12 protein-coding genes and 1 pseudogene are annotated in these 15,471 nt (G+C 42.2%); 6 read left to right on the top strand and 7 right to left on the bottom strand.

Annotated features, from left to right (window positions below):
• Positions 1 to 423: 423 nt before the first annotated feature.
• Positions 424 to 2,178, bottom strand: a complete 1,755-nt coding sequence (locus tag V7K62_RS14545) for an N-acetylmuramoyl-L-alanine amidase (RefSeq protein ID WP_334865055.1) — start codon at positions 2,176 to 2,178, stop codon at positions 424 to 426.
• Between the two features lie 84 nt (positions 2,179 to 2,262).
• Between V7K62_RS14545 and V7K62_RS14550 the strand changes: the two genes are divergently transcribed.
• The 3 genes from V7K62_RS14550 to V7K62_RS14560 all read left to right on the top strand — a co-directional run bounded on the left by V7K62_RS14550 (position 2,263) and on the right by V7K62_RS14560 (position 5,122).
• On the top strand, positions 2,263 to 3,900 hold the full coding sequence (locus V7K62_RS14550) for a CTP synthase (protein WP_334865056.1): 1,638 nt from the start codon (positions 2,263 to 2,265) through the stop codon (positions 3,898 to 3,900).
• Between the two features lie 199 nt (positions 3,901 to 4,099).
• On the top strand, positions 4,100 to 4,522 hold the full coding sequence (locus tag V7K62_RS14555; protein ID WP_334865058.1) for a hypothetical protein: 423 nt from the start codon (positions 4,100 to 4,102) through the stop codon (positions 4,520 to 4,522).
• Positions 4,523 to 4,558: 36 nt separating this feature from the next.
• Positions 4,559 to 5,122, top strand: a complete 564-nt coding sequence (locus V7K62_RS14560) for a Uma2 family endonuclease (protein ID WP_334865060.1) — start codon at positions 4,559 to 4,561, stop codon at positions 5,120 to 5,122.
• A 61-nt stretch (positions 5,123 to 5,183) separates the two neighbouring features.
• On the opposite strand, the gene V7K62_RS14565 is transcribed toward V7K62_RS14560, so the two are convergent.
• The 6 genes and pseudogenes from V7K62_RS14565 to V7K62_RS14590 form a co-directional block, all read right to left on the bottom strand.
• On the bottom strand, positions 5,184 to 5,843 hold the full coding sequence (locus tag V7K62_RS14565) for a type I restriction endonuclease subunit R (RefSeq protein ID WP_334865062.1): 660 nt from the start codon (positions 5,841 to 5,843) through the stop codon (positions 5,184 to 5,186).
• Between the two features lie 3 nt (positions 5,844 to 5,846).
• A complete protein-coding gene (locus tag V7K62_RS14570) occupies positions 5,847 to 6,767 on the bottom strand; it encodes an ROK family protein (RefSeq protein WP_334865064.1) in 921 nt (306 codons plus the stop codon).
• Positions 6,768 to 6,874: 107 nt separating this feature from the next.
• The gene (locus V7K62_RS14575) at positions 6,875 to 7,078 is read right to left on the bottom strand and encodes a hypothetical protein (protein WP_334865103.1); all 204 of its coding nucleotides are present in this window, start codon (positions 7,076 to 7,078) and stop codon (positions 6,875 to 6,877) included.
• 58 nt (positions 7,079 to 7,136) lie between these two features.
• Complete coding sequence (locus V7K62_RS14580) at positions 7,137 to 8,033, bottom strand: ABC transporter permease (protein ID WP_334865066.1); 897 nt, start codon at positions 8,031 to 8,033, stop codon at positions 7,137 to 7,139.
• 278 nt (positions 8,034 to 8,311) lie between these two features.
• Positions 8,312 to 9,682 carry a thioredoxin-disulfide reductase gene (trxB, locus tag V7K62_RS14585; RefSeq protein ID WP_334865105.1) on the bottom strand — a complete coding sequence of 457 codons (1,371 nt, stop codon included), beginning with the start codon at positions 9,680 to 9,682 and terminating at the stop codon, positions 8,312 to 8,314.
• Positions 9,683 to 9,995: 313 nt separating this feature from the next.
• Positions 9,996 to 10,769, bottom strand: a pseudogene (locus V7K62_RS14590) (DUF2887 domain-containing protein).
• Between the two features lie 257 nt (positions 10,770 to 11,026).
• Here V7K62_RS14590 and V7K62_RS14595 point away from each other — a divergent pair.
• The 3 genes from V7K62_RS14595 to V7K62_RS14605 all read left to right on the top strand — a co-directional run bounded on the left by V7K62_RS14595 (position 11,027) and on the right by V7K62_RS14605 (position 14,872).
• Entirely contained in the window at positions 11,027 to 11,593 is a 567-nt protein-coding gene (locus tag V7K62_RS14595) for a Uma2 family endonuclease (RefSeq protein WP_334865068.1), read from the top strand.
• A gap of 356 nt (positions 11,594 to 11,949) precedes the next feature.
• Complete coding sequence (locus V7K62_RS14600; RefSeq protein ID WP_334865070.1) at positions 11,950 to 12,513, top strand: type IV pilin-like G/H family protein; 564 nt, start codon at positions 11,950 to 11,952, stop codon at positions 12,511 to 12,513.
• 139 nt (positions 12,514 to 12,652) lie between these two features.
• A complete protein-coding gene (locus V7K62_RS14605; RefSeq protein WP_334865072.1) occupies positions 12,653 to 14,872 on the top strand; it encodes an O-linked N-acetylglucosamine transferase, SPINDLY family protein in 2,220 nt (739 codons plus the stop codon).
• The last annotated feature ends 599 nt before the right edge of the window (positions 14,873 to 15,471 follow it).

Raw genomic sequence — 15,471 nt, forward strand, 5'->3', positions numbered from 1 at the left:
AAAAAAAGTATATTAGTTAAGTAAGTTTTTATAAAAAGGTGCAAAAAACTCTAAAATTAGAACGAGAAGTATTATATAACCAGTTTTAAAACACTATGTAAATAACAAAGTAAGCAAAAAACGTAAAAAAATATATAAAAGATAGTTCAAAAAATTAAAACACGATTTTTCTCTCAAAAAAGAAGAAAACTAACAAAAGGGTTTTTAGGCATTAAAAAATCTTATAGGTAAAAACAAAAATGTAAAAATCAACAGTAGTAAAACAGTTAAGTTTTATAAACTTAAAGTCAAACACCTTGAACAAAGACCGATCGCAACATTGAGCAGGGACTAGCTAAAAAATAGCGTTGGCGCTAGCCTTGTCCTCAGACATCGCACTCCACCAAATACAATGAGGGCACAACACTACTTCTACCTCCAAATTTATCGAACGCTCCTAAACCACTCAGTAATTCCCTGAGCGATCGCTTTTGCCATTTTCTTCTGTTCTTCTGGGTTCACTACCTGCTCAAATTCATCAGGATTGCTCATAAAACCCAATTCCAGTAACACTGATGGTGCAGCTGTCGGACGTGTCAGCGCCAAGTTATCCCAAAACACACCATAAGAAGGTTTGCCGAGTTTTTTGACTACATAGTTCTGTAAAAATATTGCCAGGTTGTGGGCTTGGGGTTGATACCAAAAGGCGGCGAATCCCTTGATTTTCTCGGCATCGCCATCATCGGGTAGAGAATTGTGGTGTATAGAAATAGCGATCGCAGGTTCTTCTTGACTGATAATTGCCTGACGTTCTACTAGCGAAACCTCTCGATCGTCCTCCCGCGTCATCACCACCGTTGCTCCTCGCTTCACCAACTCGTCGCGCAACAACTTGGAAACTACCAAATTGACATCTTTTTCTAAATATCCAGTTGGGCCACTGGCACCAGATTCTTTACCGCCATGCCCTGGATCTAGTACAATCTTGAAATTAGCTAAAGGCTTGCGTCTTGTGTTCCCGATTTTAGGCGGATGACGCAAAGCTAAAACCAGGGTTGTACCGTCGTATCTCAGCTTGTATCCCCACTGTTGAGCTTTTTTGAGGTTAAAGGTGTATTTTACTTGTCCTGGAGCTTCCTGTTGCCAGTCTAGGCGATAAATTAGGGGGTTATCATCCAGGCGAATTATGTCTGTTTGGGCAGTGGTATTGTAGAGAGTGAGAGCGAGAGCTTGCTGACTTTGTTGTACGCTCACGGGTACGGGAACTTGCAAGGGGAAAACTATCTCTGTCGCACCAGGGAGTTGACGGTATCCGACACTGCGAATTATTGTCTGTGGCGGAACTGCACCAGGTAGAATGTGGGTTTCTTTACTATTAATCCAAGCGCCATAATCTAGGCGCAACCATTCACCTTCCCTACCTGTAACCGTTGCGCGTGTGCCTTTGGGCAGTGGTGTGAGTCGAGAATAATCGGTGCTAGGGCCAGTACGAGCAACGCCTGACTCTACTGTAACCTCAGAAACTGGCAACTGCGCTCTTGAGAGGATTTCAATCTTACCAGATCCTGGTTGAGTTATCGTCTTGCCATTGAGCGTCAGTTGAAATTGAGGTTTTCCCAGATCGGCGGCTGTTGTCACTGTAGTGCAACCTTGATAATTGCCTAGGCTAGACTGGGCATGAGGCTGATTTTGCCCTGTTAAAGCTGCCAAATTACTTGGTAGTTGTGCCTGTTGAGGTTGGGGTAAAAGGGCGATAGTTTGATTAGCCAGGGTTACAGAGACATCAGCGTTGGGGGGTGCGATTGCACTAAAACAAATTACTTCTCCGGGTAATCTGGCAATGTCAACTGCGGGAGTCAGAGAATCTTTTGCAAAGGCTACCCCCTGTGGTAGTTCAGGGCTAGTGTTAAGCCTGATCACCTTAATCTTAAGTTCTTGATTCTGGCGACGCACAGTAAAAAGATTCTCTCCCAACTGCAAGGGGAAACTAGGGGAAAAATGACCAGCTTTGCTGCGGGTAATTGGCTTACTATTGATCAAAACCTGACCATCTGGTGGTGCAGTGCCCAGAAAGAAGATTTTTTGGGCACTTGTCTGGTAGTTTGTCTGGGGAAAAACGACTATAAGAGATGGCTCTGCCAATGCTACCGAGGAGGTGAGAATACAGCCTAATATTACTAATCCTAAGAGGTTTTTCACAGCAAATCACAGAAGATGACACCACAACAACTGTGGCACAATGACGGGATGTATTTTTAGAAGTTGTTAGAAATTCAAACTACTATGACTAAGTTTATCTTTGTTACTGGAGGCGTTGTTTCCAGTATTGGTAAGGGCATTGTAGCAGCAAGTCTAGGGCGTTTGCTCAAGTCGCGCGAATATTCGGTGTCGATTCTCAAACTCGACCCTTATATCAATATCGATCCTGGCACGATGAGTCCCTTTCAGCATGGGGAAGTATTCGTTACCCAGGATGGTGCAGAGACAGATTTGGATTTGGGGCATTACGAACGCTTTACTGATACCTCGATGTCGCGCTTAAATTGTGTGACTACTGGCTCGATTTACCAGGCAGTCATCAATAAAGAGCGGCGCGGAGACTACAATGGCGGTACTGTACAGGTAATTCCTCATATTACCAATGAAATTAAAGAGCGGATTCTGCGAGTTGCTAAAAGTACAAACCCTTCTGTAGTAATTACAGAAATCGGCGGGACGGTGGGAGATATTGAATCACTGCCATTTTTGGAAGCAATTCGCCAGTTCCGTAAAGAGGTGGGACGGCAGAATGTGCTGTATATGCACGTAACGCTGGTGCCGTGGATTGCCTCTGCGGGTGAGATGAAAACTAAGCCAACTCAGCATTCAGTTAAAGAACTGAGATCCATTGGTATTCAACCAGATATTTTAGTTTGTCGGAGCGATCGCCCCTTACCCAAGGGATTAAAACAAAAATTGTCGGGATCTTGCGATGTACCGGAAGAATGCGTCATTACTTCCCAAGATGCCAAAAGTATCTATGAAGTACCGCTGAATCTGGAACGGGAAGGAATGGCAGAACAAGTGCTGAACTTGCTGCAAATGGAACAACGTAAACCAGATTTGACGCAGTGGCAAACCCTGGTACAACGGTTGCATAGTCCCAAGCACGAGGTAGAAATTGCCATTGTTGGGAAATATGTGCAGTTAAGTGATGCCTATCTATCTGTAGTGGAAGCGCTGAACCATGCGGCAATCTCCACTTATGGCAAACTGCGTCTGCGTTGGATAAACTCAGAAGATTTGGAAAGTGAACCAGCTGAAAATTATCTTCAGGGTGTCGATGGCATAGTTGTGCCAGGAGGTTTCGGGGTTCGGGGAGTGGATGGCAAAATTGCTGCCATTAAATACGCCCGCGATCGCCAAATTCCCTTTTTGGGTTTATGCCTGGGAATGCAATGTTCTGTGATTGAATGGGCCAGGCATGTAGGGGGATTAACAGGTGCCAACAGTGCCGAATTTGACGCTCATACAGTTTATCCGGTAATTAATTTATTGCCAGAACAGCAGGAAGTAGTGGATTTAGGGGGTACAATGCGCTTAGGATTATATCCTTGTCGTGTTCTCCCTGATACTCTAGCTTTTAAGCTCTATCAAGAAGATGTAATTTATGAACGACATCGACATCGCTATGAATTCAACAATGCTTACCGCGATTTGTTGTTAAAGTCTGGCTATGTGATCAGTGGTACTTCTCCCGATGGACGCTTAGTTGAAATTGTGGAATTACCCAAGCACCCATTCTTTCTTGCTTGCCAATTTCATCCAGAATTCCAATCACGCCCCAGTACCCCTCATCCATTATTTAAAGGGTTCATTCAAGCAGCGATCGCTCTTTCTCTTTCGACATCTAGCACACCAACACCATTGGAGGTGTCATAACAATTCAAAATGACGATCGAGGACTCGCTCTAAGCGTTCGCGGTAGCGTCTCGTAGAGAAGCCATGCCGTTGGCGAAGCCTCTCGAAGAGAAGGCTTTACGCTGCGCTAACAAAATTAATTACAACATTAACTTAAGGCTTCAGTAGATTTGGACATACAGGGTGCATCATTCGTAAATTTCGGACTTGAGGAGATGTTGTGGCGTACTGGGTGAAAATCCTTTACGAGAGGAGAGAATATGTATTGAATTTTGAACGTGTCCATGCTTTTTGTTATGAGCTAAATGGCAGGGTTACTTTTTGGCTACCCGATAGTGCCATTCCTATAGTGATTAACCCCCAAAGTAACTTGGAAGATTATCAAAAGATTCTCGATTATTTAGAATGTGTGACACGATTAGAATTAGATCATGCCCACTGGGTGAAAATAATTTACGAAAAAAATGAATATGTAATTAATCTCAACTGCATCAGTTCCTTTTGTCATGAACCGAACGGCAGAATAACTTTTTGGTTGCCAGATGGCACTATTCCCATCATCATCAACCCTGTGAGTAATCCTGAATCATATCAAAAAGTTGTGACATACATTAAGAAAGCAACAGGATATTCTTTGTCTTAATATTAATTGTTAACGTCAGACACGAGGAAAGATTCAATGAATACTGTTGTGCTGAATCTAGAACCGATTGCTCATTTAACCGATGAGCAATTTTATCAATTGTGTATTGCCAATAGCGATTTAAGCCTGGAAATGAATGCAGCCGGAGAATTAATAATTGTGCCACCAGTAGGAGGAGAAAGCGGAAATCAAGAAGCTGGACTAATCACCGATTTAGAAATCTGGAATCGTCAAGTTAAATTAGGCAAAGTTTTTAGTTCTTCAACTATCTTTATACTTCCAAATGGTGCAAAACGCTCCCCTGATGCGGCTTGGGTAAAGTTGGAACGGTGGGAAGCTTTAACACTAGAAGAACGAAAAAAATTTCCGCCACTTGTACCCGATTTTGCAATTGAACTGCGTTCCGAAACAGATCGGCTTGCACCTATCCAAGGGAAAATGCAGGAATACATAGAAAATGGTTTGCGTTTAGGTTGGCTAATTAATCCTCAAGATAACCAGGTGGAAATTTACCGACTTTTGAAAGCTGTAGAAGTTATTCAAATGCCGGCGATTCTTTCTGGAGAAGATATATTACCTGGATTTGAGTTGCAAGTATAGGTAGTCCATAAGCCTGATGGCATAAATTTACTTACTGCATTGTCCCAAAAAAACAATTTGGTCATTCAGGGGGTAAAAGCCCAATTAATTCTCCAAGGCGCTTCAAGATACTGAGTACTTGGTGTAGTTCGGAATCACGTTCAATTGATAGCGCATAAGATCGTGCATACCAAGGATGTTCTTGTTGAATCAATTTGATAAAAACAAATTCCCTACCGTTGATTACTAAACCAAAAGTTGCTTTTGCAGGATTTGGACAATCAAGCATATAAGCAAGTGCTTGAGGTAAGGCTGTCATCACATCAAATTTACTACTTTTAGATTCGATGACAAGCACCCAAAAACGTTTTTGGATAACAAGAACATCAATGTTTCCTTTAACGATAACAGTCTCATCTTCAGCAGAAATCTGCACAGGAGTCTCGGTTTCAATCTCAAAAGGAGGTTGATAAAACCCAGCTAAATCGAGTAAAGGAGACAGCACTACCATCTTTACCGCTTCTTCTGACATCAGACGGTGCTTATTCAAGTTTAAATAGTTACTTTTGACTCGCGCGTAGGCGTAGCCCGTCGTAGACATCGCTTCCTGTTCACTATCAGTCAGAGTTGGTAAATCTTCTGTACATTCTGGAAAGAAGTTGGTGTCTGTAGCAAGTTGCAAACCAAATTTTTCTTCTAATTCGTAAAGACTGATATCTCTAGCTGGGATTGTTTGAACCATAATTTAAAATCCCGAATAGTTTTGCCATGCCAACTTTGCTGCACCTACTATCCCAGCAAAATTGCCTAACTCCGCTGGCAATATTTGTAAACCCACCCGTGATAAAGGCTGCACTCGCTTCTCAATTTCTGCCTTCACACCTGGTAAGAAAAACTCAAAGCTACCACTGATACCCCCACCAATGACGATCGCTTGCGGTGTGAGTACATAAATCAAACTCGTCAAGCCAATTCCCAAATTATTACCATATTCTTGCCAAAAAGTCAATGCTGCGGGATCTCCTTGTTGGGCAAGAAAACCCAATTCGGCGGGTTCCTTGAGAGTGCGGCGGCGAATTGCAGTAGCACAGGCATATTGTTCCAAAGAGCCATGATTGCCACTATTACAAATTGGGCCATCAGGATTTAATGAAATTAAACCCAATTCCCCGGCGGCTCCTTGATGTCCAACAAATAGTTTGCCATCGAGGATAATTGCACCACCAACCCCAGTCCCTAAAGTTAGCAGAATCAGATTTTGAAAGTGGCGACCGGCTCCCAGCCAAGCTTCTCCTAAAAGAGCGCAATTAGCATCATTAGCGATCGCAGTCGGTTTGCCAGTTTTAGCTTCTAACCAGTCTGCTAAAGGTATATCGCGCCATCCAGGTAAGTTAATGGCGATTTTGGCAATGCGTCCTGCTGCATCAGCTGGGCCAGGAGTACCAACACCAATCGCAACAGCTTGATTCTCTGGATCAATTTGGGCGATCGCATCTATTATCACCGCCAGTACCGCCGTTGGTGTTGTGGGTTGGGGAGCCGCTACAGTCAAAGATTGCAGACAAGTACCATCAGGTGTAAAACGCCCCAGCTTAATCGCTGTTCCCCCGACATCAATGCCAATTACTTGAGAACTCACCACTTTAAAATCCTCACACCAAGCCATAGCAAACCTTTGCGTATCCTCTGCGCTTACCTTCGCGCGACGGCAGTCGCTACAACGGGGGAACCCCCGCAACGCGCTGCCTCCCCTGTGCGTTTAAATTTCACTCCTCAATTCGCCACGATTTTTTCATCACCGATATTAAGACGCGAGGCTTTCAACTCCGCTCTCTGTAAATTAGCAACAGTTGTGGTACGAAAACTCGATTGCTCCTGCCAAGCTGTAATTGGCGTACCTCGTAAGATACCAGCAAGAGCAACGGAAAGGATAAACCCGCCAGTAGCGGCAGCAATTAACGTTAGATTATCTTTCATACAAATCTCTGTATTGTTATTTGTCATTGGTCATTTGTCCAAAACTAATGACCAATGATTACTGTCGGATTCTATTTTCTCTCCGTAATCGGGGATTGACAAATTCATTTAACCCCTCACCAAGTAGTGATAACCCTACCACCATAAATGTCATCATTAAACCAGGGAAAAGCGTAGTCCACCAAATGCCAGTCGGTAAAGCTTCTAAGGCTTGCTTTAAATCATGTCCCCATTCTGCCACTTCTTCGGGAAGTCCTAGCCCCAAAAAACCCAAACCGCCCAACACCAAAATCGCATCAGCGGCGTTGAGTGTGAATAGAACTGGTACGCTTTGAATGACGTTGAAAAACAGATAACGAGAAAGTACAACCCAAGTGGAAGCGCCCATTGCTTGAGCAGCTTCGATGAACACTTCAGTTTTCACGCTCACGGTGTGGTTGCGAACAACGCGATAATATTGGGGGATGTAGGCAATGCTAATAGCGATCGCTGCATTCAATATCCCACGCCCCACCACAAACGCCAGTGTCACAGACAGCAGCAGCCCCGGTAGAGTGTAGATGCTATCCATAATAAACAGCAACACCTTATCCAATTTCCCGCCGAGATAACCACTCAGCATCCCCAAAGGCACACCGATAATCATACTCAGCGCTGTTGCCAAAATCACCACCTGCAAAGCAGCTTGAGCGCCGAACAATGTCCGGGAGAACACATCATAACCCAGGCGACTAGTACCAAACCAATGTTTAGCCGAGGGTGGCTCGTGAATTGGATTAGAGAGAAAATCTTTCGGGTTTTGCAGCCATCCCCAAGCCTGGAATACGGGAGCGAAGAATGCCAGGAAGATGAAAAATAGGGTAATGGCTAACCCGATGAGCATGAGTTTTTGGGAAAGATTGAGACTTTTGCCAAACTGTAAAAAAGTCGGTAGTCGCCGTTTTGTAATGGCCATAAAGCGATCGCCTGGATCAAGCAAGATACGCTGACTATTTTACATATTCAGATAGGGGATTGCGTAAAGTTTTTAGCTTGTGCTATGACAGCAGAGGCAGATTTTTTGATTCCGGGTGATTCTGATTTTAATCAGGCGCAAACTTTGGTAAATACAACGATTATTTCTGTATCTTTATTTAACAGGTTAGTTTGCGATGTAGGAAGTAGGAAGTGAGTATTGGGACATTGGTAATTTTTACTATTTCCCCCATTCCCCACTCCCCACTCCCCATTCTCTTACAAATTACTTTCAATCAACTGGCGGTATTCGCTCTTTTGCTTCACGCCTTTGACTTCCTTCACCAGTTCCTTGTTTTTGAACAATTGAACCGTTGGCGTTCCTGTCACACCAGCATTTTCAGCAATATCTCGGTCTTTGTCGATATCAATTTCCACAAAGTGAACTTTGCTGTCAAATTCATCCACCACTTTATTTAAAATTGGCTTCAGGGTATGACAAGGGCCACAGCCAGGAGAGACGTATTTAACAAGGAGTAAGCGATCGCTTTCATGGAATAATTTCCGTAAAGCGTAACCTCCCTCATGGCGCGTCCCATCCAAATTAAATCCAGCTTCTTCCTCAGCTTCAGTCTTTTTGGCTGGCTGATGTTGTAATTCATTATCTGCTGTTTCTGCCTGTTGATGGAATTCTTGAATCAAGCCACTAAATGACAACCAACGTTCTGCTAACATCGCCGCCATACAACCAGTACCCGCAGCCGTAATTGCTTGCCGAAACTCATGATCTTGGACGTCGCCAGCAGCAAAAACGCCCTCTACACTGGTTTCCACAGTACCGTGTTTGGTGACAACGTAACCTATCTCATCCAGTTCTAATTGTCCTTTAAATAGAGATGTATTGGGACTGTGACCAACGGCGTAGAATAAACCCTTAGCGTGCAGTTGGCTCTCTTCACCAGTTTTAGTATTGCGGACTTTCACCCCTTCCATGTGACCATTACCGAAGATATCCACGGCTTCTGTGTTCCAATGCACCTGGATTTTTGGGTTACTCAAAACCCTGTCTTGCATCGCTTTAGAAGCCCGCATCTTATCGGTGCGTACCAACATATTTACCTTGGAACCATACTTTGTGAGGTAAATTGACTCTTCCGCCGCCGAGTCGCCAGCACCAATTACAGCCAATTCTGCGCCGTGAAAAATCGGCGTCGCACCATCGCAAATCGCACAAGCGGAAATACCCCGACTCCAAAATTCATGTTCGCTGGGTAAACCCAAACGCTTTGCTGTTGCACCAGTAGCAATGACAATGCTATTGGTTTTAATTTCCCTTTCTTGCGATCGCACTGTAAAGGGACGCTGACTCAAGTCAACTGAGATCACATCTTCAGTATATAGTTCAGCCCCCCAGCGCTCCGCCTGAGCCTTCATCTGATCCATCAGTTCCGGCCCAGTAATCCCTTGGGGAAACCCTGGAAAATTCTCAACTTCCGTCGTTGTCATTAATTGCCCACCAGGTAATCCCCCAGCTTGGAAACCTTCAAATACAACGGGTTTCAGGTTAGCGCGTCCGGCATAGATGGCGGCTGTATACCCTGCTGGCCCAGAACCGATAATTACTAAGTTTTCTACTGTGGGGTTAGTCATGACCATATATAAACTCATAACGACTACGCTTAATATAGCATAATAAACTGTGATTGGCTACATCAGATGTTGAGCGATGTCTGCGACGGGCTACGCCTACGCAAAATGCCTACGGTACTATGCGCTCAACACTTGTTAAATATCCTCTTAATCGCTTAACAGGATATTTAACAAATCCTCTTCTTGGTAGCAAATACTTTGAAATCCCCCTTAAAGAAGGGGGACTTTGACTCCGGTTCCCCCCTTAAAAAAGGGGGGTTAGGGGGGATCTAGAAGTGCCTAAAATCACAGCCAACCACTTTTAAAACATCCTCTAAGACTGTTCTTGCAGATACTTCCTGATAGTTTCAACATCTAGTTCTAAAAATTCTGCTATTTCTTGAATACTCATACCTTTCTCAACACATTTTGCGACTAATTTCAATCTTGACTTTTCCAAGATGCTCTTATACAATCGAGTATTTATGAATTCATCTAAATCAAGCATGGCTTCAATGTCCTCTAAAGCAAGATTAGGAAACTTATAAAATACAATGGCTTGGATAAATGCTAGCACTTTCTTTTGAAGATTTTCATCGGCTAAGTTTTCTCTTGCCTGATTGATTAGCTGTTGGGCTAAAGAAGTAGCTTTTGTAGGTACTTCTATAAATAGTTTGCCAATTCCTACCCCCAATGAATTTTCAGCCATAGTGGAAAGTTCATTGAGATAAATGCAGCGGAGATGTTGTTCTACTAAGACCTGATAGCGCGGGTGAGCTGGGGTTTCATGAATGCGGCGATCGTAAATAACAACTGCGTACCAGTCTGAGTTTGCGGGTTTATATTGACGGAAGTAAACAAAAATTTCCCCAAAAAGCCGTTCGTAAAATTATTCATCTTTGTAGGTTTGCAATTCCACAAAGTATAAAGGTTCATTTTCAAATCCCTTGACAGTAGAAAACAACCCGTCTAAACGAAATGATTGTTGTTTTATTTCCGGTGCAATAAATGTGTAGATATTGGGATTAGTATCAGGTTTGTCAATAAGTTCAAAAAATATCTGTGGTAGTTCTTTGATAAGTTCATAAAAAATTACATATGTTTTCATTGATGCTACTAAGTAGGTAGGAACAAATAAACCTAACTATGTAACGAAAAGTAAAAGCGGTGAAAACCTTGCGATTGCTTCACTCCACTTCGTTACGTTCGCAATGACATAGTTATAAATTTTCTCACCTACCTACTTAATGGCAAACTATGCAGTCGTTTTTCTTTGAATACAATACATTTTAGCTTTCTTAGGGTAGCGGCAATTCATGAATTGCCGCTACTTATGATATATATAGAAGTATTTTCTGTAATATTATGTCTTTCACCATTACAGATTTAGAGCAGCTACAAACCGATCATCCAGAATGGCAGATGGAGTTGGTAGAGGGGAAAATCATAGTTATTGGGCCATCAGATTACGAGTCAGAGGAAATTGGCACTCGGTTGAGTACCTTCTTGAATATTTGGGTAATGTCGCGCAAGCTAGGGCGAGTGACTGGCTCTAGCGCAGGCTTCATATTACCTAGAATAGAAGAGGACGACTCGGAAAAAAGAAACTTACGTGCCCCTGACGTGTCTTTTGTTAAGGCCGATCGATTGAAGAAGACCAAGCGCGACTTTGTAGAGTTAGTTCCAGACCTAATGGTTGAGATTAAATCTAAAAGCGATAGAATCAAACCGCTTGAAGAGAAGATTCAGCTATTCTTGCAACTTGGGTCTACAGTCGGTATATTGATTGACCCTGACAAATTGACAGTAACAGTTTATCGAATAAACCAAGCTCCAGTCGTGATGCAGAATGGCGACACCCTCACACTACCAGACTTGCTACCAGGTTGGGAACTGGCAATATTAGAGTTGTGGCCACCTGAGTTTGAATAAGGGACTTCCACAATCGAAGTTGAAAATCTATCTATATATAGTCAACTTAACGTTAAGAGGGCGGTTAGAAACCGCACGCCAGTCGCCTCAACGGGGGGAACCCCCGCACAGCGCTGGCTTGTCTACACGAGGCTTTACCCACCTTTCCTTGCGGAACGCTACGCGAACGTGGGTTAAGAACCCTTGATTTTGTATTAGTCCACGGAGGTGGACTAAGTTTTGTGTAGCCGCGAATTCCATTCGCCAAGGCTATAAATATAGTCAAAAATTTTTTGGCGGGGTGATATGAAAGCAAATGGGAGTGGGTAAGTTACATCTATAACACCCAAACACTTCCTACCCCCAGGAAAACACTTATGAAAACCGAACTAAAAGCCAAGTTTCTCCAACACATCCTCGCCAAGAAGAAGGGAGATGAGGGTTTTACACTTATTGAATTACTAGTAGTAATTATCATCATCGGTATTTTATCTGCGATCGCTCTACCTTCTTTCTTGAACCAAGCAAACAAAGCCAAACAGTCAGAAGCTAAAACCTACGTAGGTTCCATGAACCGCGCCCAACAAGCTTATTACCTAGAAAATAGTACATTTTCAACTACAATTGGTACTTTAGGTCTTGGTATTGCAACACAAACCATAAATTACCAATATGTAGCTGTTGCTGCAGACGCTAGTACAGTAAACAACCAAGCAATAGTAACAAGTGCTGCTGGCAAAGCGCCTCTCAAAGCCTATATTGGTGCTGTAGAGGTGACAACCCAACAAGCTACCAGTGAAGCTACTACCGTAGCTGTTTTGTGTGAATCTAAAGACGCTATGGTTAACGGTGGTGTAAATGCAAGTGCAGCTGGCGCTGCGATTACTTACACCGCTGGATCACCTACTTGTAGCAGCAGCTACGTCTCTTTGGCTAAGTAACCAACCAAGGACAAACAGTATATAAATTGTCTCTCAATCAGATATTTTCCAAAGTGGGTAGATGCTTCTATCCACTTTATTTCCGTTATGTAAGTCGTTCACAAATATATTCCTCATAGAATTTTCTCAGAGAATTACAATGATTACTGATATATGTAATTGGCAAAATCAAGCTGAACAATACTTCATTCAAGAAAAATATTCGCAAGCAGCACAGTTATATGAACAAGCAATAGTAATAGAACCAAATACCATCTCTTATTATTGGCATTTAGGGTTACTATTGCTATTACAAGGGCAAGAAGCAGAAGCTCAAATGACTTGGATGCTACCAATAACAGAGGCAGATGAAGAACAGTTACCAATTTGGATAAATGAACTATTTAAATTTTTGCAAGTAGAAGCGGAAAGACGCGAAATACTGGCGGAATATTCTCTAGCTTGGTTAATTCGCCAGCATCTACGGGAAATTAATCCTAGTTATATAAATAATTTACTTCAAATCCTTATACTTTCTATCAAATTGGAAAAGTTTGAAGAAATTGATAATTTGAATGAGTGGAGATTAATTGAAAGCTTAAATGCAAAAGAAAATATAGAAATTAATACCGAATTATTAATCCAAGTTTTAAAAGAATTATTAAATACTGTTCCCTTACATCCAATTAATCTAGATTTAATAAAAGCTAGTCTTCCTTATTTCTCTGATACTCATCAATGCTTCTCTATACTGCTTCCTGCCGCGATCAAAATTGGTCATACTTTGCGGCAGCCTTTACTAGCAGCGTCTCTGCTACAATTGCATTTACAATTGGAGCCAGATAATGTAGAAATTTTGCGGCACTTAGCGATTTTTTACCAAGACGCTCGTAATTATTCTCAAGGAATAGAGACAGCTAGATTGTGTTATTCCTTATCAGAAGGTTTGGCTGATAAAATTTTTGCCCTCCATTTGCTGTTAAGGGGTCTAATGACAGCAGGGGGATATTGGCAAGAGATATGTACAACTTGTCAAGAATTAGAAACTGTGTTTCAACAGTTTATTAAAGCAGAACGAATTCCTTTGGAAGAAGGAAGAATATTACGGTTACTGACCCCATCTTTTGCAATACCTCACATTAAAGACGCTCCTGCTGATTTTAGAGCTATTCATAATCAGGTAGCTGAAATTTTTAACTTTTATATTAAAGCTTTTGCCCAATCAGAAGGAAAAAATTATTGTCACAAAATTATCAATAATCGAGATTTATCTTCCCCTACCAAGAAATTAAAAATTGGTTATATATCTTACGCTTTAAGGAATCATTCTGTTGGTTGGCTAGCTCGCTGGTTATTTCAACATCATGACCGAGATAAATTTGATATTCATACTTATTTTGTTAACTACACATTAGTAAATGACTATATCCAAGAATGGTATCTAAGTCAGGCAGGAAAAGCTCGTCAATTAGGCATGAATGGTCTAGAAATTGCTGACCAGATATATCAAGATGAAATTGATATTTTAATTGATCTTGATAGCATCACTCTAGATATTACTAGTGAAGTGATGGCACTCAAGCCAGCCCCAATTCAAGTTACTTGGCTGGGATGGGATGCATCAGGCATACCTGCAATTGATTACTTTATCGCAGATCCTTATGTACTGCCAAATGATGCACAAGATTACTATACAGAGAAAATCTGGCGATTACCCCAAACTTACATAGCAGTAGATGGTTTTGAAGTTGGTGTCCCAACTCTTCGCCGCGATGACTTGGATATTCCTATGGATGCCATTGTATATCTAAGCGCCCAAAGAGGATATAAACGCCATCCAGAAACAACAAGGTGGCAAATGCAAATTATCAAACAAGTACCTAACAGCTACTTTTTGATTAAGGGACTTGCTGAGGAGGAAACAATTAAACGCTTCTTTTATCAAATTGCCGAAGAAGAAGGTGTAGATTGTTCTCGGTTAAGATTTTTACCAATGGTTTATTTAGAGTCAGTTCATCGTGCTAATTTAGGCATTGCTGATATTGTATTAGATACATTTCCCTACAACGGAGCGACAACAACCTTAGAAACATTGTGGATGGGTATACCCTTGGTGACGCGAGTCGGTGAACAGTTTGCAGCGCGTAATAGCTACACCATGATGATGAATGCGGGTATCACAGAAGGTATTGCCTGGACTGATGAAGAGTATATAGAATGGGGTGTGCGCTTAGGAAAGGATGAGGCTTTACGCCAGCAGGTCGCTTTGAAGCTGAAAGCATCCCGGCAAACAGCACCACTATGGAATGGCAAACAGTTTACCCGTGAAATGGAGAAGGCTTACAAGCAGATGTGGCAGAAGTATATTGAGGCAAAATAAGCTCGTAGTTAGGGTTTTAACCCTCAAATTAAATATTAATAAAGGCTCATATCTAGCAATTGCTGACGACGAGATTCAGTAGACCTCTTGCAAAAGTCCCCTAACACCCCACCCCCAACCCCTCCCCGCTCTTCGGGAGGGGAGACTTTGACGTAAGTCAAAGGCGGGGTGGGGTTCTTTTTTTGATTTATGCAAGAAGTCTAGTGTGTATATGACACTGATGCTCGTAACAAGCTGCTGTTAATAAATAAAATTGTTTATCTTGCACAGGATGTGGTGGAGAGTGGGGTGGATAACCCTGGCTTAAGCGATATTTAAGTAGTTCAACTTTTTGTTCTGTTGTGAGTTTGCGATATTCATACATATATTTTTAAGCACTAAAGAGCTTACTACAAACAATTCAAAAGTTCGTAGTGAGGACTTTAGTCCTCCTCCTCTGAAATGATAAATTAAGCACTTCAGTGCTTACTACAAACTTATTTAAGTAAGCAAACACTATTAATTACACAATGTCATTGCGAATGCAGCAAAGCGTAATGAAGCAATCGCCAGGGCTGGGATTGCTTCTCTACGAGACGCTCCGCGAACGCTCCGCTCGC

The organism is Nostoc sp., assembly GCF_036917935.1.
Taxonomy (GTDB): domain Bacteria; phylum Cyanobacteriota; class Cyanobacteriia; order Cyanobacteriales; family Nostocaceae; genus Nostoc.

Bases quoted from the DNA above. Each gene is read 5' to 3' on its own strand.
- V7K62_RS14600 (WP_334865070.1), top strand. From the start codon at position 11,950: ATGAAAACCGAACTAAAAGCCAAGTTTCTCCAACACATCCTCGCCAAG.
- V7K62_RS14565 (WP_334865062.1), bottom strand. From the start codon at position 5,843: ATGGTTCAAACAATCCCAGCTAGAGATATCAGTCTTTACGAATTAGAA.
- trxB (WP_334865105.1), bottom strand. From the start codon at position 9,682: ATGACTAACCCCACAGTAGAAAACTTAGTAATTATCGGTTCTGGGCCA.
- V7K62_RS14550 (WP_334865056.1), top strand. From the start codon at position 2,263: ATGACTAAGTTTATCTTTGTTACTGGAGGCGTTGTTTCCAGTATTGGT.
- V7K62_RS14595 (WP_334865068.1), top strand. From the start codon at position 11,027: ATGTCTTTCACCATTACAGATTTAGAGCAGCTACAAACCGATCATCCA.
- V7K62_RS14570 (WP_334865064.1), bottom strand. From the start codon at position 6,767: ATGGCTTGGTGTGAGGATTTTAAAGTGGTGAGTTCTCAAGTAATTGGC.
- V7K62_RS14560 (WP_334865060.1), top strand. From the start codon at position 4,559: ATGAATACTGTTGTGCTGAATCTAGAACCGATTGCTCATTTAACCGAT.
- V7K62_RS14580 (WP_334865066.1), bottom strand. From the start codon at position 8,033: ATGGCCATTACAAAACGGCGACTACCGACTTTTTTACAGTTTGGCAAA.
- V7K62_RS14575 (WP_334865103.1), bottom strand. From the start codon at position 7,078: ATGAAAGATAATCTAACGTTAATTGCTGCCGCTACTGGCGGGTTTATC.
- V7K62_RS14605 (WP_334865072.1), top strand. From the start codon at position 12,653: ATGATTACTGATATATGTAATTGGCAAAATCAAGCTGAACAATACTTC.